17 protein-coding genes are annotated in these 17,763 nt (G+C 57.9%); 8 read left to right on the top strand and 9 right to left on the bottom strand.

The window, feature by feature from the left end; genetic code table 11:
* Positions 1 to 38: 38 nt before the first annotated feature.
* A complete protein-coding gene (locus tag GJA01_RS03680) occupies positions 39 to 2,465 on the bottom strand; it encodes a glucose/quinate/shikimate family membrane-bound PQQ-dependent dehydrogenase (protein WP_062504688.1) in 2,427 nt (808 codons plus the stop codon).
* A 304-nt stretch (positions 2,466 to 2,769) separates the two neighbouring features.
* Between GJA01_RS03680 and rpmI the strand changes: the two genes are divergently transcribed.
* The 5 genes from rpmI (at position 2,770) to lpxB (ending at position 8,248) form a co-directional block, all read left to right on the top strand.
* On the top strand, positions 2,770 to 2,970 hold the full coding sequence (rpmI, locus tag GJA01_RS03675; protein WP_010501937.1) for a 50S ribosomal protein L35: 201 nt from the start codon (positions 2,770 to 2,772) through the stop codon (positions 2,968 to 2,970).
* Between the two features lie 14 nt (positions 2,971 to 2,984).
* The gene (gene rplT / locus GJA01_RS03670; RefSeq protein ID WP_007282845.1) at positions 2,985 to 3,344 is read left to right on the top strand and encodes a 50S ribosomal protein L20; all 360 of its coding nucleotides are present in this window, start codon (positions 2,985 to 2,987) and stop codon (positions 3,342 to 3,344) included.
* A gap of 101 nt (positions 3,345 to 3,445) precedes the next feature.
* The gene (gene pheS / locus GJA01_RS03665; RefSeq protein ID WP_010501933.1) at positions 3,446 to 4,516 is read left to right on the top strand and encodes a phenylalanine--tRNA ligase subunit alpha; all 1,071 of its coding nucleotides are present in this window, start codon (positions 3,446 to 3,448) and stop codon (positions 4,514 to 4,516) included.
* 1 nt (position 4,517) lies between these two features.
* Complete coding sequence (pheT, locus tag GJA01_RS03660; RefSeq protein WP_062504689.1) at positions 4,518 to 6,986, top strand: phenylalanine--tRNA ligase subunit beta; 2,469 nt, start codon at positions 4,518 to 4,520, stop codon at positions 6,984 to 6,986.
* The gene (lpxB, locus tag GJA01_RS03655; RefSeq protein ID WP_062504691.1) at positions 6,983 to 8,248 is read left to right on the top strand and encodes a lipid-A-disaccharide synthase; all 1,266 of its coding nucleotides are present in this window, start codon (positions 6,983 to 6,985) and stop codon (positions 8,246 to 8,248) included. The genes pheT and lpxB overlap by 4 nt, the downstream gene beginning before the upstream one ends.
* Here lpxB and trpS read toward each other — a convergent pair.
* Genes trpS through GJA01_RS03640 form a run of 3 tightly spaced genes read right to left on the bottom strand, consistent with a single transcriptional unit; the run spans position 8,238 to position 10,198 of the window.
* Entirely contained in the window at positions 8,238 to 9,227 is a 990-nt protein-coding gene (gene trpS, locus GJA01_RS03650; protein WP_062504693.1) for a tryptophan--tRNA ligase, read from the bottom strand. The genes lpxB and trpS overlap by 11 nt on opposite strands.
* Positions 9,228 to 9,266: 39 nt before the next feature.
* Positions 9,267 to 9,716, bottom strand: a complete 450-nt coding sequence (locus GJA01_RS03645; RefSeq protein WP_062504695.1) for a c-type cytochrome — start codon at positions 9,714 to 9,716, stop codon at positions 9,267 to 9,269.
* Complete coding sequence (locus GJA01_RS03640) at positions 9,713 to 10,198, bottom strand: c-type cytochrome (protein ID WP_062504697.1); 486 nt, start codon at positions 10,196 to 10,198, stop codon at positions 9,713 to 9,715. Before GJA01_RS03640 ends, GJA01_RS03645 begins: the two co-directional genes overlap by 4 nt.
* Before the next feature lie 96 nt (positions 10,199 to 10,294).
* On the opposite strand from GJA01_RS03640, the gene GJA01_RS03635 reads away from it, so the two are divergent.
* Positions 10,295 to 10,837 (top strand): thymidine kinase, encoded by a 543-nt coding sequence (locus GJA01_RS03635; RefSeq protein ID WP_010501924.1) that lies wholly within the window; start codon positions 10,295 to 10,297, stop codon positions 10,835 to 10,837.
* 27 nt (positions 10,838 to 10,864) lie between these two features.
* Here the strand turns inward: GJA01_RS03635 and GJA01_RS03630 are convergent, their stop codons facing one another.
* The 3 genes from GJA01_RS03630 to rlmN form a co-directional block, all read right to left on the bottom strand.
* Positions 10,865 to 11,353 (bottom strand): FKBP-type peptidyl-prolyl cis-trans isomerase, encoded by a 489-nt coding sequence (locus tag GJA01_RS03630; protein WP_034880451.1) that lies wholly within the window; start codon positions 11,351 to 11,353, stop codon positions 10,865 to 10,867.
* Between the two features lie 23 nt (positions 11,354 to 11,376).
* Entirely contained in the window at positions 11,377 to 12,609 is a 1,233-nt protein-coding gene (locus GJA01_RS03625) for an argininosuccinate synthase (protein ID WP_062504698.1), read from the bottom strand.
* A 72-nt stretch (positions 12,610 to 12,681) separates the two neighbouring features.
* Entirely contained in the window at positions 12,682 to 13,893 is a 1,212-nt protein-coding gene (gene rlmN / locus GJA01_RS03620; RefSeq protein ID WP_061928879.1) for a 23S rRNA (adenine(2503)-C(2))-methyltransferase RlmN, read from the bottom strand.
* Between the two features lie 127 nt (positions 13,894 to 14,020).
* Between rlmN and GJA01_RS03615 the strand changes: the two genes are divergently transcribed.
* Positions 14,021 to 14,488 carry a nuclear transport factor 2 family protein gene (locus GJA01_RS03615; protein ID WP_062504700.1) on the top strand — a complete coding sequence of 156 codons (468 nt, stop codon included), beginning with the start codon at positions 14,021 to 14,023 and terminating at the stop codon, positions 14,486 to 14,488.
* Positions 14,485 to 15,060 (top strand): TetR/AcrR family transcriptional regulator, encoded by a 576-nt coding sequence (locus GJA01_RS03610; RefSeq protein ID WP_062504702.1) that lies wholly within the window; start codon positions 14,485 to 14,487, stop codon positions 15,058 to 15,060. Before GJA01_RS03615 ends, GJA01_RS03610 begins: the two co-directional genes overlap by 4 nt.
* Here the strand turns inward: GJA01_RS03610 and GJA01_RS03605 are convergent.
* Both GJA01_RS03605 and dxs read right to left on the bottom strand, forming a co-directional pair.
* Complete coding sequence (locus GJA01_RS03605) at positions 15,020 to 15,775, bottom strand: TlyA family RNA methyltransferase (RefSeq protein WP_062504704.1); 756 nt, start codon at positions 15,773 to 15,775, stop codon at positions 15,020 to 15,022. The two genes, GJA01_RS03610 and GJA01_RS03605, sit on opposite strands and share 41 nt — an antisense overlap.
* A gap of 3 nt (positions 15,776 to 15,778) precedes the next feature.
* Entirely contained in the window at positions 15,779 to 17,761 is a 1,983-nt protein-coding gene (gene dxs / locus GJA01_RS03600; protein WP_023942944.1) for a 1-deoxy-D-xylulose-5-phosphate synthase, read from the bottom strand.
* Positions 17,762 to 17,763: the final 2 nt, after the last annotated feature.

Genomic DNA, 17,763 nt, shown 5'->3' with positions numbered 1-17,763 from the left:
GGTACCCCTTTTCTGAAAATCGATGCTTTACCGAGTGATCACTTCTGATCAGCAAGGCTGTAAGCAATCAGATCGTCACCCATGACGGTCGGGAAGGAGTTATGACCACCTGCGTAGGTGACCACGAACTGCTTGCCATTGACGGCATAGGTCATCGGCGTGGCCTGTGCCCCAGCCGGCAGACGATCCTGCCACAGGGTCTTGCCCGTCGTCAGATCGTAAGCGCGGATGTAGTAGTCCATCGTGCCCGTCAGGAAGCCGACGTTACCAGCCGTGGAGAGCGGGCCACCAAGGCTCGGAACACCGATCTTGATCGGAGGCAGCGGGATGGGCAGGGAGCTGCCGTGCATGGAGTCACGGAGCGTACCATTACGATGCTGCCAGACCACCTTGTTGGTGCGCAGATCGATACCTGCCACATAACCCCAGGGCGGTGTGCGGCAAGGCATCTTGATGCCGAGCGGTAGCAGGACCGGGTCCATGAACGGGTGCAGATCAACAGCATACGGGATGCCGTAGTTGTGCTGCAGGCCGGTTTCGCCACCTGTTCCCTTTGCATCGCCTTCCGGCCATAGCGGATTACCCGGACCACGGGGAACCAGACGGGAGACGAACGGCAGGGAGATCGGGTTGGCGAAGGCCACCTGACGCTGTGGATCAACCGACAGGCCACCCCATTCGAACATGCCCAGATCACCCGGGAAAACCAGCGTGCCCTTGAGGGACGGCGGCGTGAACGGACCTTCGTAGCGCAGGGAATGGAAGTAGATGCTGCAGAACATCTGGTCGAAGATTGTGCCACCCCAGATATCAGCATCGGAGAGCGGGTTCTTCGGGCGGAGGGTCAGCTGCGACATCGGCTGCGTCGGGCTGGTGTGATCGCCCGGAGCTGCACCACCTGGAACTGGTGTTTCAGGAGCAGCGACAACTTCCTTGCCTGTGCGACGGTCGAGAACGAAGATATCGCCTGTCTTGGTCGGGATATAGATCGTCGGAAGGATGGAACCGTCCTTCTGGGTGACGTCTACGAGGCTCGGCTGAGACGGAGCATCCATATCCCACAGATCATGGTGAACGGTCTGGTAGTACCAAGCCAGCTTACCCGTGTCTGCGTTCAGCGCGATGACGCCTGGAGCATAACGCTCGGATTCCTTGGTGCGGTAACCGCCCCACTGATCCGGCGTGCCAACACCCATCGGGATGTAAACAAGGTTCAGGGCCTTGTCGTAGGACGACACGATCCAGGAGTTCGGGGAGTTCGGATGGAAGACCGGGTGGTCTGCATCCGGCATCTGGTTCGGATCCGGGTTGGACGCATCAAAGACCCAGACGCGCTTGCCGGTGTAAACGTCGAATGCCTGCGTTGCGCCCGATGCCTGCTTGATGGAGCCGTTATCGGTGATGGCGCTGTTGGCAATAATCAGCTTGTCGGTAATGACCGGCGGAGACGTCGGCTCATACATGCCTGGCGTGACGTAAGGCTGGTTCGGCTCGCGCAGATCCAGTTCGCCGTCGTTGCCAAAGCCGGAACACTTCTGCCCGGTTTCTGCATCGACTTCGACAAGGCGACCGTCGTTGACCGGCAGAATGATACGCTTGGCGCAATCCGTCGGAGCGGGGTTGCCATCGCTGTCCGTTGCATCAGCAGGCGTCTGATGGAAGCTCACACCACGGCAGGTCAGATGCTGGAAGCCTGGATTGACCTGAAGATGCGGATCGAACGTCCACTTGACGTGGCCGGTTGCGGCATCGACGGCCCACAGTTTCTGATGCAGCGAGCACAGATAAAGTGTGTTGTCGAATTCGATCGGGGTGACTTCGTTGGTGGCTTCGCCCGGATCATTCGGTCCCATCAGATCCTTGGTGTGGATGTGCCATGCCACCTTGAGGTTCTGAACATTGGTCGAATTGATCTGCTTCAGCGGAGACCAGCGATCGCCAGCCTGCGTACGGCCATAGGCGTGCCATTCGCTGTCCGGCACGTTGTCCGGGTCAGCCGGGGCTGCATTGGTCAACTGCGTTGGCAGATTGCCGCTGATGTCATGCGGGTCCGTGAACAGACCGGCGATGAGCACCAAAATCGCCAGACCAACGGAACCAGCGAGTGGCAGCGTCGTCGCGCGTGTGCCGCCGATCTGGCGGGACACGAACGGGATCAGCAGCCAGATACCGAGAATGATCACGATATCGGAGCGGGGGACGAGGCTCCACAGGTCGAGGCCGACCACGGAGAGTTCCCACACAACCGTTGCGAACACGACGGCAGCAAAGAGCCACAGGGCAGCCGGATTACGGCGCCATACAAGGACAGCCGTTGCGAGAAGCGCAAGGCCGAGAATGAGGTAATACAGTGGGCCGCCGAGGGATGCGGCCCAGGCGCCGCCCACGGTCAGGATCGCGCCGCAAAGCGCGAAGACCGCGGCCGTAATCAGGGCCCAAAGCCCTGGCCGGGAGGATGTGCTCATGATGTTCCTAGAGCTGTTATGTGGTGCAGCACTTGACCTTCGGACAAACACATAGAAGCGCATTAAGAATCAAGATGTCAGAAGGTTCATGTTGCTCACGTCACTGTGAGTGAGATCACAGTGACGTGACTTGAAGAAAGAGCTTTCTTTTGCTTGCGCGTTAAAGAAAATAAAGTCCTTGGTAGAATCATCCAGATGGGATAAGGCAGCCGCTCCGTGTACGCGTCCGGGCCTCAAGTGGCATGCCCGGCCGTGCAGAGTCCCGCTTTTGTGGGACCAATCGTTTACGGCGAGGGAGACCGAAATGCCCAAGATGAAGACCAAGTCGTCGGTCAAGAAGCGGTTCAAGATCACCGCGACCGGCAAGGTAACATGCGGCCCAGGCAACAAGCGCCACGGCCTTATCAACCGTCCGCAGAAGATGAAGCGCACCAACCGTGGTCCTCAGACCATGACGGATATGGACGCTAAGACCATCAAGCAGTGGGCGCCCTACGGGCTCTAAGGAGATAAGGTAACATGGCACGTGTTAAGCGGGGCGTAACGACGCACGCCCGTCACAAGAAAGTTCTCGACCTCGCCAAGGGTTACCGCGGCCGTTCGTCCACGAACTACCGTATTGCTCTGGAGCGCGTCGAGAAGGCGCTGCGCTATGCGTATCGCGACCGTCGCAACAAGAAGCGTGATTTCCGCGCCCTGTGGATCCAGCGTATCAACGCTGCCGTCCGTGAGCACGGTCTGACGTACAGCAAGTTCATCAATGGCCTGGACAAGGCTGGCATCGAGATCGACCGTAAGGTCCTTGCTGCCATTGCTTTCGACGACGCAGCTGCATTCGCAGAAATCGTCAAGAAGGCACAGGCTGCTCTCGCAGCCTGAGCTTTTCAGACCTGATCCCCACGTGTGGGGGCTGGTGACTGGCGGGCCGTCCTGTTATCAGGGCGGCCCGTTTTGTATTTGTACTGTAAGCGATGGGCGGTATGGCTGACGATCTCGACACGCTGAAGAATGACACTCTTGCTGCGCTGGGCGCTGCTCAGGATCGCGCGCAATGGGATGCCATTCGCGTTGGAACACTGGGGAAGTCTGGTGCCCTGACCGGGCTGCTCAAACAGCTTGGAAAACTTGATCCCGAAGAGCGCAAGCTGCGCGGACAGGCTTTGAACCGCCTGCGGGACGACCTGACCAAAGCGATTGAGGAGCGTGGTCGTGAGATCGAGGAGCAGGCTCTTGAAGCGCGCCTGAAGTCCGAACGGGTGGATGTGACGATGCCTGCGCCGTCGGTTGCGACGGGCGCTATTCATCCGATCAGCCGTACCATTGAAGAAATGACGGCCATTTTTGGAGCGATGGGCTTTTCGGTTGCTGAAGGACCGGATGTCGAGAGCCAGTGGCACAATTTCTCTGCGCTGAACACGCCAGACCATCATCCAGCCCGTACCGAGCACGACACATTCTACCTGCCGCCGAAGTCAGGAACCAATGAGCCGCGTGTTCTGCGAACGCAGACCTCCGGCGTTCAGATCCGGACGATGCTGGGTCAGAAGCCGCCCATCCGCATTATCGCTCCTGGCCGCACCTATCGTGCAGATCATGATGCCACCCATTCGCCAATGTTCCATCAGTGCGAAGGTCTGGTCATTGATCGCAATATTACCCTCGGGCACCTGAAAGGCTGTCTGATCGAATTCCTGCGCGTCTATTTCGACAAGCCCAATCTGCCGGTGCGTTTCCGCGCGTCTTACTTCCCCTTCACTGAGCCTTCCATGGAAGTGGATATCGGCTGGTCCAAGGCGACCGGTGAAATCGGTGGCGGTTCTGACTGGCTCGAAGTTCTCGGGTCCGGCATGGTACATCCACGCGTGCTGGCCAACTGTGGGCTTGATCCGGCTGAGTGGCAGGGTTTTGCATTTGGCATGGGCGTTGAGCGTCTGGCCATGCTCAAGAATGGTATCCCGGATCTGCGCTCTTTCTATGAGAGCGATCTGCGCTGGCTGCGTCACTACGGATTTTCGGCTTTCTCTCCCGCCACGCTGACGGAGGGCGTGTGACATGAAGTTCTCTCTCTCCTGGCTGCGTGAACACCTTGATTTTACGGCTTCTTGTGAAGAGATCTGTGCGCGTCTGAACGGCATTGGTCTTGAAGTCGAAGGTGTGGAAAATCCAGCCGAGAAGCTCGCTGGCTTTCGGACAGCCAAAATTCTGGAAGCACATCGTCATCCGGATGCGGACCGTCTTCAGCTTTGTCGCGTGGCAGCTGGGGCAGGCTATGAAGACCTTCAGGTCGTTTGCGGCGCACCGAATGCACGCGCTGGCCTTCATGTGATTTTTGCACCTCCGGGCACTTATGTCCCGGGGCTCGATATCACCATCAAGAAGGGCAAGATCCGTGGTGAGGAAAGCGGCGGCATGCTGTGCTCCCTGCGCGAGCTTGGCCTCGGCGAGGAAAGCAACGGCATTGCCGAGTTGCCGGAAACGGCACCGATTGGTGAGGCATATGCGACGTATGCCGAGCTTGATGACCCGGTCATTGAAATCGCCATTACGCCCAACCGTGGTGATGCACTGAGCATTCGCGGTATTGCGCGTGACCTTGCAGCTGCAGGTATGGGTCATCTGAAACCGTGGTTAACGGAAGCCGTTGAAGGAGATTTCGAGTCTCCGATTACGTGGAAGACGGAAAATCCAGGCTGTCCCTATATCGTGGGACGTGTCATTCGTGGCGTAAAGAATGGCCCCAGCCCAGAATGGCTTCAGCGCCGACTGAAGGCTGTTGGTCTCAAGCCGATTTCCAGGCTGGTTGACGTCACGAATTACTTTACATTCGACCTCGGCCGTCCGCTGCATGTTTTTGATGTTGCAAAATTTTCTGGCACTACTCTGACCGTTACCCATGCCGCACGCGAGACGTTTACGGCACTGGACGGCAACGAATACGTCCTTGGTACGGATGATATGGTCATCGTCGATGATGCCGGGGTGCAGTCTCTTGCAGGCATTATGGGTGGTCAGCAGAGCGGGGTGGAGGAGAGCACAACAGATGTGTTTGTTGAGTCCGCTCTGTTCGATGCCGTTCGTATCGCCCTGACAGGCCGACGTCTGGCCATTCATACCGATGCGCGGCAGCGTTTCGAACGTGGTATTGATCCGGCGCTGGTGCGGAGTGGCCTTGAAGCCGCCACCATCATGATCCGGGATCTTTGTGGTGGTGAGCCAAGCGAGATCACGGAATCTGGCGAGGTACCAAACTGGAAGCGTACGGCGACTCTCCGTTTCGAGCGTTTGGCAACACTGGGTGGCGTACAGATTCCGGCTGATGACGCTGTTCGCTCCCTGGAGCATCTCGGCTTTGAAGTTGTCGAGCGTGACGATGAGCGCGCGACATTCGCAGTTCCGTCCTGGAGGAATGACGTCGCGTCCGGACAGGTGCTGGCTCAGGCCGCAACACTGGACGAAGACGTTGCTGCCAAGGCTGCAGCCAGCGTGTCGCGCATGGAAGCGGAATGCGACCTGGTGGAAGAAGTGCTGCGCCTTCACGGGCTGGATGCTGTCCCTCCTGTCCCGCTTCCACAAACCGCGATGATTTCTGCTCCTGCCGTAACGCCTCTGCAGGCGCGAACAGCACTCCTGCGCCGGATCTGTGCAGCGCGCGGCATGATGGAAACAGTTGGCTTCTCATTTGTCGCCAATGAAGATGCGGTACTTTTCGGGGATGTGCCGGAAACGCAGCGCCTGTTGAACCCGATTGCAACCGATCTGGATCAGTTGCGTCCAACGCCACTCGTCAATCTGGCGCGCGCTTTGGGGCGTAATCTGGCTCGCGGGTTGGGACTTTCCGGCGAAGGATCGCTCTTTGAGATTGGGCCCTGTTTTGACTTTGAGGGGCAGCATCTGCGTCTTGCCGGTCTGCGTGGCGGTTTGACGGCGCGTGAACCTGGTCGTGCAGCGCAGGAAGCGACGCTTTGGGATGCCAAGGCCGATCTAACGGCGGCTCTGAACGCACTGGGTGTGCCGGAAGCCTCGCTGGCCGTAACGGCAGACGCCCCCGGTTTCTACCATCCGGGTCGTTCTGGTCAGGTACGTCAGGGGCCGAAGCTCGTTCTCGGAACTTTCGGTGAGCTTCATCCTCGCGTCGCGCGTGCGCTCGGGCTGAGTGGAACGGTTGTAGCGTTTGAACTGTATCTGGATCGTATTCCGCAGCCGAAGGCCAAGAAGAAGTCCGCGCCTGTTCTGTCAGCACTCCAGCCAGTTCGTCGTGACTTCGCGTTCCTTGCCGGACCGGATGTCGAGGCGCAGGGTGTTCTGAAGGCTGTTCGCATGGCGGATCGGAACCTTATTCAGGATGTGCGTCTCTTTGACGTCTTCGAAGGTGGAAGCCTGCCGGAAGGGTATCGTTCGCTCGGTGTGGAGGTTGTTCTTCAGCCACAGACCGAGAGTCTGACCGAGGCTGGCCTTGAAGCGCTTTCCAAATCGGTGGAAGGTGCAGTTCTCAAGGCAACAGGGGCCACGCTGCGTCGATGAATTCTCTTGCAGACTCCGGATCAGGCGATCATTCGATGAACAGGTCTTTCAAGTCGGGGGCGCCTGTTCCCCAGCATGGGCGTGTGATCTGGATTCTGGCAGGAGAAGCCAGCGGAGACGTGATCGGTGCACGTCTCATGCTGGCGCTGCATGCACAGGACCCGAGTCTGGTGTTTGCCGGGGTTGGCGGTGGCCGGATGGAAGCTTTGGGGCTGCATAGTTTGTTTCCCATGAGCGATCTCGCCGTCATGGGGTTGGTTGAGGTCCTTCCAAAGGTGAAGCATCTCAGGCAACGTCTTCTTGAGGCTGTGCAGGATATTGAACTGCGTAAGCCTGACCTTGTTGTGACGATCGACAGTCCGGGCTTTACTCTCCGGCTGCTTCAGAAAATCGAAAATTCAGGGATCAAGCGTGTTCATTACGTTGCCCCTCAAGTCTGGGCCTGGCGTGAAAAGCGCGTAAAGGAGTTTCCGGGTCTTTGGGACAGGCTTCTGTGCCTTCTCCCGTTTGAGCCGGAATGGTTTGCGCAGCGTGGGCTGGAAGCGCGTTTTGTCGGGCACCCGGTTCTCCAGTCGGGTGTAAGACAGGGAAACGCTGCCCGTTTCCGGTGTCGGCATAATATTCCGGACAATGCGCCTGTTCTGATCCTGATGCCGGGAAGCCGTCGCTCTGAGGTTCCGAAACTGCTGCCCGTTTTCCGCAAAATGCTGGATATTCTTCGCAAGACACATCCGGATATCTGCCCGGTTATTCCAGTCGCACCTGTCATTGCACCAACGGTGCGAAACCTGATCCGGAAATGGCCAGTTCAGCCCCATATCGTGACGGACATTCATGACAAGCATGATGCGTTCGCGGCGGCTCAGGGGGCTTTGACGAAATCGGGGACGTCCACGCTTGAACTGGCTATGGGGAACGTTCCCATGGTGGTCACATACCGCGTCAATCCCGTGACAGCGATGATGGCACGTCGGATGATCAAGGTGCCGTATGTCGCCATGGTCAATCTGCTGGCTGGCCGGGAAGTGGTTCCTGAAATGCTTCAGGAAAACTGCACGCCTGAGAAGCTGGCCGCGACGATTGGCAAGCTGCTGGATGATCCTGCAGCGGCTGACAAACAGCGTATGGCATTCGCGGAAGTGCTTGAAAAACTCTCGCCGCCCGTTGGAACCCCGGCGGATGCAGCGGCGTCCGAAATCATGGATCTACTGGATGAGCCGGTTTCCCGCTCACCCAGACAGGCCAAAGTTTTTAGCGAATAAAGCCGACCAGACGCTCGGCTTCCTGCACGATCGGCTCGGAAATCTCACGGGCACGGTCGGCACCTGCACGCAGGACGGAGATGATATGATCTTCGTTCTGCATCAGGCGTGCAGTCTCGGTAGCCACGGGACCAATTTTCTCCACCAGCAGATCTGCTAGAGCACTCTTGAACGGCCCAAAACCCTCACCACCGAAGCGCGCCAGAACGTCAGACATCGTTTCTCCTGACATTGCGGCGTAAATCGCCACCAGATTGCGTGCTTCTGCACGGTCGCCAAGTCCTTCAACTTCACTCGGCAGAACTTCGGAATCTGTCTTGGCACGGCGGATCTTCAGAGCAATTTCATCCGGCGTGTCGGTCAGGACAATCCGGCTCTGCTCGGATGGGTCCGACTTGGACATTTTCTTCGTACCATCGCGCAGACTCATGACGCGGGCTGCTGCCGGTGGAATGAATGCCTCGATTTGCGGGAAGAAGTCCGTGCCCATGTCATGATTGAACTTCTGGGCGATGTCATTGGCCAGTTCGATATGCTGCTTCTGGTCATCGCCAACCGGCACGCGGGTGGCATGGAACGCCAGAATGTCAGCGGCCATCAGGTTCGGATAGACATACAGGCCCGCGGAATGGTTTTCCCGGTTCTTGCCTGCCTTGTCCTTGAACTGGGTCATACGGTTCAGCCAGCCAAGGCGGGAGACGCAGTTGAAAATCCAGCCGAGACGGGCATGAGCGCTGACGGCAGACTGGTTGTAGAGGCGCGTCGGCTCAATGCCTGTTGCCAGAAGGCACGCGGCGGAGCCCAGGGTTTGCTTCCGGAGGTCTTCCGGCGTCCAGGGCATCGTGAGGGAATGCATGTCCACGAGGCAGAAGACGCAGTCATGGTCTGCCTGCATGGCGGCCCAGTTGCGAATGGCGCCCAGGTAGTTACCCAGATGAGGAATACCGGTCGGCTGAATGCCGGAAAATACACGCTGCATGATGAACTCAGTCTTCAGCTTTGGGGAAAATCAATGTCCTCATGGAAGCGGGTGCTTCTGATTGAGGATCTGGCGTTCTTGATAACTTGTTGCGGGGTCGCCTGGTTGGGCGCGGACGCTGGCGACCTCGGCTGCCGTAAGGGCAGGTGTGGGTTTGCTCTGGCCCCGGACGATCAGCCAGTTCAGGACGTCGGCGATCTGCTGATCATTGAGGCGATCACGGTAAGCGGGCATGGAATAGTCATAACGATACCCCTGCGTGTCAAAACGGCCGCGAAGTCCGTTCAAAAGAACCGTCGCAAGGTAATGGCGGCCTTCCGGCGTCTGGGCAATGACGTCCAGCCGACCAACCAGGGGAGGCGTTTCGCCCGGCATACCGCTGCCACCATGATGGCAAATTCCGCAGTTTGGGCCGTAAACGGCTTGTCCAGCCGGCTTCTTTCCACAAGAGGTCAGAGCAAGGCAGAGAGGAAGAGCGATCCGTTTCATGGCAGAGGCGTCTGCTGTTCCAGTTTCTGGCGTTCGAGCAGAACTTCTTCGGGAGAAAGCAGATGTTTGCGCTCTTCAGCGATTTCTGCGGCTGTAAAGGTCGGGCCACCGGAGGACATTTCCTGACTGGCCACAAATGTCAGGATCCGTGCGATTTCATCGTCAGGAAGTCGGTGAAATGACGGCATAGAGCTGTTGTAGGACGCGCCGCCTGCGGTAATGGGGCCATCAAGACCATTCAACAGCACATGAATGATGTAGCGGTGACCTTCTGGCGTCAGTGCGATATGGCCGACCCGACCAAAGATCGGAGCGACGGCCCGGACCTGCCCATGTCCACCGTGATGGCAGATGCTGCATTCATTCGAATATTCGCGAGGCGCCTGTTCACGATTTTCCCAAGCATGACCGACGACAAATGCAATCGCCAGAAAAATGGCGATAAACAGGGGAAGCCGGATTGCGGGGTCTAATCTGATCACGGACTGTTTGTCGCATTTTCAGACCGCATTCAGCAAGGGCGGGTCTTGGCAAATCCGTCCCGATAGGGCTCATGGGCGCTATCGAAGGGAGAAAGCATGAGCAGCAAGGGACGTCTGGTACTGTATGTGGGGCCAATGTTTGCAGGAAAATCCTCGCATCTGATCAAGGCCGCGGCTGCGCATGAGCGTGTTCTTGCTCTCAAGCCGGGATTCGATACGCGGGATGGCGCCGAACTGGTGAGCCGGGACGGATCACATTTTGCTGCCCAATCCGTGCGTCAGTGGCCCTCACAGGCGGACGAATACGATCATATCGTGCTGGACGAAGTGCAGTTCATGGTTGCCCCGCATTATGAAGGCGACATTGTTGCGGAATTGCAGGCAGCGAAACTGCGTGGGGCAATAGTGACCGTTGGCGGGCTGGATAGTGATTATCGGCAGCAGCCGTTCGAAATCGTTTCAAAACTGATGCAGTTTGCCGATGATATCATTCATCTTGAGGCCCGGTGCCATACCTGCAACGATCCTGCACGCTGGACGGCCAAGACGCATGAAACAGGGCGTCTTCTAGAGACGGGCGATCAGGAACTTTATGAAGCGCGGTGCAATGCACACTGGTGCCTTCCAGAAAAGCCCTGAGGCTTCTCTGGAAGGGTAGGGCAGTTTTTACTGCTGCCCGTTGTTGACGCCCAGAAGCTGGATCTTGAAGATCAGCGGGCTGTTCGGCGGAATGATGCCCATGGAGCGCTTGCCATAACCTAGCTTGGCGGGAAGGTAGAGCATCCACTCATCCCCAACATGCATCATGGGCAGCGCTTCAAGCCAGCCTTCGACCAGACCATCCAGTGGCATTTCCATGTAAGCGCCGTTACCATGCTGGTCGGAACTGTCAAAGATGCCCCCATCCGGCAGACGGCCTTCATAGATCACCATCATGGTGGAGCCACGATGCGGGCTTTCTCCGTCCTTTGGCCCTGATTTCAGAACCTTGTAAGACAGCCCGTCGGGGAGGGTCTTGACGCCCGGTTCTGCCCGCACTTTTGCCATGAACTGCTCAGGCGTCAGTTCAGGCGCGTCTTCCTTGTGTCCGGCACACCCCGCAAGGAGTGCACCACAAAGGGTCAGGGCTGATGTAAGGCGAAACAGGCTGGTCATGGTCCCCCGCAACTGGTTATGGATCAGAGTGCGCCACCGCGACGGCCAATCTGGCCACCGAGACGCAGGCGCAGTGCGTTGAGCTTGATGAAACCCTGCGCATCCTGCTGATTATACGCGCCTTCGTCGTCTTCGAATGTCACAACGCGGGTATCGTACAGGCTGTTCGGGCTCTCGCGACCGACGCAAACGACATTACCCTTGTAGAGTTTCATGCGAACGCGACCGTTGACGGAATGCTGACTGGCGTCGATCAGAGCCTGAAGCATGCGGCGCTCAGGCGAGAACCAGAAGCCGTTATAGATCAGCTCGGCATAGCGCGGCATGATGCTGTCCTTGAGATGGGCAGCTTCGCGGTCCAGCGTGATGCTCTCGATAGAGCGGTGAGCGACCAGAAGGATCGTGCCACCCGGCGTTTCGTAGATGCCGCGGGACTTCATGCCCACAAAGCGGTTCTCCACGATATCCAGACGGCCAATGCCGTTCTCACGGCCGAGCTCGTTCAGGCGTGTCAGCAGTGTTGCCGGGCTCATTGCAACGCCATTGATGGCAACCGGGTCACCGTTGACGAAATCTATGCTGATTTCCGTCGCCTTGTCCGGCGCGGCTTCCGGGGAGATGGTGCGCTGGAAGACGATTTCGTCAGGTGCCACAGCTGGGTCTTCGAGCAGTTTGCCTTCGGACGAGGAGTGCAGAAGGTTGGCGTCAACAGAGAACGGGGCTTCGCCGCGCTTGTCCTTCGTGACGGGGATCTGGTTTTCTTCTGCAAACTCAAGCAGCTTCGTCCGGGATGTCAGCTCCCATTCACGCCATGGGGAAATGACCTTCACGTCCGGCTTCAGAGCATAATAGCCGAGCTCGAAACGGACCTGATCGTTGCCCTTGCCGGTTGCGCCGTGAGCCACAGCATCAGCGCCAACAGCTTCGGCGATTTCGATCTGGCGCTTGGCGATCAGCGGGCGGGCGATGGACGTGCCGAGCAGGTACTGGCCTTCATAAACCGTGTTCGCACGGAACATCGGGAAGACGTAGTCCTTGACGAAGGTCTCGCGCAGATCTTCGACGAAAATTTCTTTCACGCCGAACATCTCGGCCTTTTTGCGGGCTGGCTCCAGCTCTTCGCCCTGACCAAGATCGGCCGTAAAGGTCACGACCTCGCAGTTATAGGTCTTCTGGAGCCATCGGAGGATGACCGAAGTGTCCAGCCCGCCGGAATAGGCGAGAACGACTTTCTTGACGTCCTGATGGGCGCTCATAACTGCGTGGTCCTTATGGTTTTCGTTCGGAAGGCGTTTCTAGCATCCCGCGTTCGTGAGGGAAACCGGGCGTCAGGCGGTTTTGCGCTGACGCTCGCTTTCGGTCTTGAGCTGCCCGCAGGCCGCAAGAATGTCCTGCCCACGTGGGGTACGGATCGGAGAGGCAAAGCCTGCATCCATCACGATTTTCGCAAACTTTGCGAGTTGCTCTCGTGTGGACGGTTTGAAGTCTGAACCGGGCCATGGGTTGAATGGGATCAGGTTGACCTTGGCTGGCATGTCCTTGATCAGGCGGACCAGTTCGCGGGCATCGGCTTCGCTGTCATTGACGCCACGCAGCATGATGTATTCGAACGTGATACGACGGGAATTCGATGCTGCGGGATAACGCCTGCAGGCCGCCATCAATTCCTCGATCGGATATTTGCGGTTCAGCGGGACGATCTGGTCGCGTAGATCGTTCGTGACGGCGTGGAGGGAGATGGCAAGATTGATGCCGAGTTCATCGCCGCAGCGGTCCATCATCGGGACAACACCGGATGTGGACAGCGTGATGCGGCGGCGCGACAGAGCAATGCCTTCACCATCCATGATGATGCGCATGGCCTTGGCCACGTTGTCATAATTATAGAGCGGCTCACCCATTCCCATCAAAACGATGGTGGACAGGAAGCGCGGCATGTCTGCGCTCGGGCTTGGCCATTCCTTGTAGCTGTCTCGTGCTGCCATGAACTGGCCGACGATTTCTGCCGGTCCCAGATTGCGGACGAGCTTCTGGGTTCCGGTATGACAGAATGTGCAGGAGAGGGTGCAGCCGACCTGCGAAGAAATGCAAACGGCACCACGGTCTTCCTTGCGGTCCGGAATATAGACCGTCTCGGCTTCCTGTCCGTCGCGGAAGCGGAAAAGGAATTTGCGGGTGGCATCGACGGATGTCTGTTCCGTCGTTGTCGTGGGACGGCCGACGATGAAGTGTTCTGCCAGTTTGGCCTGAAGCGGCTTGGCAATGGTGCTCATCTTCGAAAAATCGGTCGCACCCTGGTGGTAGATCCAGTGCCAGATCTGCTTTGCCCGGAATGGCTTTTCGCCAATTTCGGTCATCAGGGTGGCAAGTTCCTCACGCGACATGCCAACCAGATCGCGGCGGCCATCCTCCAGCCGTGCTTCCGGCGGAGCAAAGAGGGCGGATTTCGCGCGGATACGCTCTCGTTCTGCCTCGTTCAGATCATCTGAAGCGACGGAGTTGATGCGCGGGCGGGTATCTGGGTGTGTCAGGACGGTCATGGCGGCGGACCCATAGCACGGAGAGAGCGCGGATTTCCAAAGGAAAGTGAGTCTTGATGCAATGGGATGGACTCTTTGTACCGATCGGTACAAACTGGGCTTATCCTTTTAATCAGGAAACTTCACTATGAACGTCAGACCACCCTTGCCACCGTTCACGCGTGAAACGGCCATACAGAAAGTTCGTGCTGCAGAAGATGCATGGAATGGCCAGTGCCCGGAGCGGGTAGCTCTGGCCTACTCGCAGGATAGCTGTTGGCGAAATCGGGATGAATTTCTCGCTGGTCGGGTGGAAATTACGGCATTTCTCATCCGGAAGTGGGAACGGGAACTTGAATACCGCTTGATCAAAGAGCTTTGGGCATTTGATGGAAACAGGATCGCGGTACGGTTCGCTTATGAATGGCGCGATCAGAATGGTCAGTGGTGGCGTTCTTATGGAAACGAAAACTGGCGCTTCAATGATGCCGGGCTGATGGATGAACGGCATGCCAGTATCAATGACGTTCGGATTGGAGAGGCAGAGCGTTTATTCCGTTGGGAAGAATCGGTGCGGCCTGATTTTCATCCAGGGCTGAGTGAGATGGGTCTGTGACGACTTCTTCCCGTCGGGACCGTGATCCAGTTCTTCAGGCAATTGCTGAGGTCTTCCGGCGTCATGGATATGAGGGGACTTCTCTTAGTCGTTTGACCACCGCAACCGGGCTGGGAAAGGGGAGTCTTTATAACCTTTTCCCGCATGGGAAAGAGCAAATGATCGCCGAAGTGCTGGCTCATATCCAACGATGGTTTGAGACAGAAATTTTTGTACCACTTGAAGAAACTGAAAACCCGTCGGCGGGAATTGAGCGCATGTTTCGGAGTACGGAACAGTATTTCCAATCAGGTCAGAGAATTTGCCTGATGGGCCTTATGGCATTGGATGGGGACACCCCGTTCGGGACACAGATTCAGGCTTATTTTTCTGACTGGCAGACTGCTCTGGCTTCAGCGATTTACAAATCTGGAAAGCCGCAGGAGGAAGCCACTGATCTTGCAGAAGAGATTGTCAGTGGGATTCAAGGGGCTCTGGTTCTGGCACACGCGCAATCCGATGCAGGAATTTTCCTGCGTCGGATGCAGTCATTCAGGCGTCGGCTGGGGTTTCCGTGCGGCAGGCTGCAATAAGAAATTCCCGATTGCCTTCGGGGCCAGTAATCGGGCTGGCTTCGATTCCAAGGACTTCCCAGCCGGGGAGTAAGGCAAACCAGTCCCGGATTTCGGCGCAGACACGATCATGGACGGCAGGATCTCGCACCACACCTTTTGCCCCCACTTCTCCGCGACCAGCTTCGAACTGAGGCTTGATCAGCGCAATGGCCCATGCGTCAGACGTTGTAAGAGCCAGAGCGGCGGGAAGAACTGTCTTGAGGCCGATGAAACTTGCGTCACAGACGACAATGCCGGCCAGTTCTGGGATTTGCTCCGCCGTGAGGGCGCGGGCATTCGTCTTTTCCATGACGACGACCCGCTCGTCGGAGCGGATCTTCCATGAAAGCTGACCGTGCCCGACGTCGACGGCATAGACCTTGCTGGCGCCATGGGTCAGCAGAACATCTGTAAAGCCGCCTGTCGAGGCACCGACATCAATCGCGATACGGCCTTTCGGGTCCAGCCCGAAATGCTCGATGCCATGAATGAGCTTTAGACCACCGCGCGAGACCCAGGGATGATCCTGCCCTTTGAGGGATAAGGGAGCATCTTCGGGAATCTGGTCACCAGCTTTCGCGATGCGCCTGTCCCCATTATAGGCCAGACCCGCCATGATGAGGGCCTGGGCGCGGGTCCGGCTTTCGACCAGCCCCCGATCAACGAGGAGCTGGTCTGCGCGGCGTTTGGCCATGGATCAGGCGGACTGCTGGGCGACTTCAACGCCCAGCGCTGCAGCGGCGGTGCGCACAATGTGCGGAGCCGTCAGCCCAGCTTCGTCGTACTGAACGTCCGGGTTGTTATGGTCGATGTATTTGTCTGGTAGTGCCATCGGGCGGAACTTCACCGTATCCAGCTTGCCGGTTTCAGCAAGATGCTGAACGACCAGGCTGCTAAAGCCGCCGATAGCGCCTTCTTCCAACGTGATCAGCACGTCATGCTGGGCCACCAGATCGTCTACCAGCTTGGTGTCGATCGGCTTGGCGAAGCGTGCATCTGCGACTGTTACGGCGACGCCCTGTGCGGCAAGCTGGTCTGCTGCGCGAAGGGATTCGTGCAGACGGGTTCCCAGCGACAGGATGGCGACACCGGAACGTGTGCCCGGAGCCTGACGGGACTCGCGAACGATACGACCCTTACCGATTTCCAGAACTTCTCCTTTTTCAGGAAGGTCCAGACCAATGCCGCTGCCGCGCGGGTAACGGAAAGCGATCGGGCCAGCATCGTATTCGCAGGCCGTGGCGGTCGCATGGAGCAGTTCGATTTCGTCAGACGGTGCCATGACGACCATGTTCGGCAGACAGCACAGATAGTTCAGGTCGAAAGAACCAGCATGCGTTGCGCCGTCAGCGCCAACGAGACCTGCGCGGTCGATCGCAAAGCGAACTGGCAGGTTCTGCAGAGCAACGTCATGGACGACCTGATCGTAGGCGCGCTGAAGGAACGTCGAATAGATTGCGCAGAACGGACGCAGACCTTCGGAGGCGATACCGGCGGCAAAAGTGACGGCGTGCTGCTCTGCAATGCCGACGTCGAAGAAACGGTCAGGATAGGCTTTTGCGAAAGCTGTCAGGCCGGTGCCGGACGGCATGGCAGCCGTGACTGTGACGAGCTTGTCGTCGGTCTTGGCGCGGCGCATTAGTTCGCGGCTGAAAACGGACGTATAGCTTGGCGGACCAGCTGGTGCCTTCTTCTGCTCACCCGTCACAACATTGAACTTGCTGACGGCATGGTACTTGTCACCTGCAGCTTCGGCAGGCTTATAGCCACGACCCTTTTCCGTGATGATGTGGAGCAGGATCGGTCCCTGATCGTCCGCATCACGGAGGTTGCGCAGGATGGGAACAAGCTGGCTCATGTCATGGCCGTCAACCGGGCCGACATAATAGAACCCGAGTTCTTCAAACAGCGTGCCGCCAGTGATCATGCCACGGGCATATTCTTCGGCGCGCTTGGCTGTACGCTCGATCTTGCCCGGTAGGCGTTTAGCGACCTTGCCAGCCAGATCCCTCAGGCCGAAGAACTGGCGTGAGGACATCAGGCGCGACAGGTAGTTCGACATTGAACCGACCGGGGGGGCGATCGACATTTCGTTGTCGTTCAGCACTACGATCAGGCGGTTTGCGCCTGGTCCTGCAACGGCGGCGTTGTTCATGGCTTCGTAAGCCATGCCAGCAGAAATGGAACCGTCACCGATGACCGCAATCACGTTGCGTTCGTGGTAGCTCGGATCTTTTTCGGCGTGAAGATGATGGGCCACAGCCATGCCGAGACCGGCGGAAATGGATGTGGAGGAATGTGCTGCACCGAACGGGTCGTATTCGCTTTCCGCACGACGGGTGAAACCGGACAGACCTTCTGGCTGACGCAGCGTACGGATGCGATCACGACGGCCCGTCAGGATTTTGTGCGGGTACGCCTGATGGCCAACATCCCAGATGATCCGGTCATCAGGCGTGTTGAATACGGCGTGCAGCGCGACGGTCAGTTCGACGACGCCAAGCGACGCACCAAGATGGCCGCCGGTCGTGGAAACGGCGTCAACCGTTTCTGAGCGCAGTTCGTCAGCAAGCTGCTTGAGCTGATCGACGGAAAGATTCCGCATGTCTGATGGCAGCGTTACGCGGTCCAGAACCGGATAGCGGCCGTAAGTAGGAATCGTAGAAGACGGGTTGCTCATGA

Source organism: Gluconobacter japonicus (genome assembly GCF_002723975.1).
Classification (GTDB): domain Bacteria; phylum Pseudomonadota; class Alphaproteobacteria; order Acetobacterales; family Acetobacteraceae; genus Gluconobacter; species Gluconobacter japonicus.
This window is presented reverse-complemented; position numbering and strand designations above follow the sequence as displayed.

What these genes read in the sequence shown, in the direction of transcription:
- GJA01_RS03635 (WP_010501924.1), top strand. Translation starts at nt 10,295, where the DNA reads ATGAGCAGCAAGGGACGTCTGGTACTGTATGTGGGGCCAATGTTTGCA.
- GJA01_RS03615 (WP_062504700.1), top strand. Translation starts at nt 14,021, where the DNA reads ATGAACGTCAGACCACCCTTGCCACCGTTCACGCGTGAAACGGCCATA.
- lpxB (WP_062504691.1), top strand. Translation starts at nt 6,983, where the DNA reads ATGAATTCTCTTGCAGACTCCGGATCAGGCGATCATTCGATGAACAGG.
- pheS (WP_010501933.1), top strand. Translation starts at nt 3,446, where the DNA reads ATGGCTGACGATCTCGACACGCTGAAGAATGACACTCTTGCTGCGCTG.
- pheT (WP_062504689.1), top strand. Translation starts at nt 4,518, where the DNA reads ATGAAGTTCTCTCTCTCCTGGCTGCGTGAACACCTTGATTTTACGGCT.
- rplT (WP_007282845.1), top strand. Translation starts at nt 2,985, where the DNA reads ATGGCACGTGTTAAGCGGGGCGTAACGACGCACGCCCGTCACAAGAAA.
- trpS (WP_062504693.1), bottom strand. Translation starts at nt 9,227, where the DNA reads ATGCAGCGTGTATTTTCCGGCATTCAGCCGACCGGTATTCCTCATCTG.
- GJA01_RS03630 (WP_034880451.1), bottom strand. Translation starts at nt 11,353, where the DNA reads ATGACCAGCCTGTTTCGCCTTACATCAGCCCTGACCCTTTGTGGTGCA.
- rpmI (WP_010501937.1), top strand. Translation starts at nt 2,770, where the DNA reads ATGCCCAAGATGAAGACCAAGTCGTCGGTCAAGAAGCGGTTCAAGATC.
- GJA01_RS03680 (WP_062504688.1), bottom strand. Translation starts at nt 2,465, where the DNA reads ATGAGCACATCCTCCCGGCCAGGGCTTTGGGCCCTGATTACGGCCGCG.
- GJA01_RS03625 (WP_062504698.1), bottom strand. Translation starts at nt 12,609, where the DNA reads ATGAGCGCCCATCAGGACGTCAAGAAAGTCGTTCTCGCCTATTCCGGC.
- GJA01_RS03605 (WP_062504704.1), bottom strand. Translation starts at nt 15,775, where the DNA reads ATGGCCAAACGCCGCGCAGACCAGCTCCTCGTTGATCGGGGGCTGGTC.
- dxs (WP_023942944.1), bottom strand. Translation starts at nt 17,761, where the DNA reads ATGAGCAACCCGTCTTCTACGATTCCTACTTACGGCCGCTATCCGGTT.
- GJA01_RS03645 (WP_062504695.1), bottom strand. Translation starts at nt 9,716, where the DNA reads ATGAAACGGATCGCTCTTCCTCTCTGCCTTGCTCTGACCTCTTGTGGA.
- rlmN (WP_061928879.1), bottom strand. Translation starts at nt 13,893, where the DNA reads ATGACCGTCCTGACACACCCAGATACCCGCCCGCGCATCAACTCCGTC.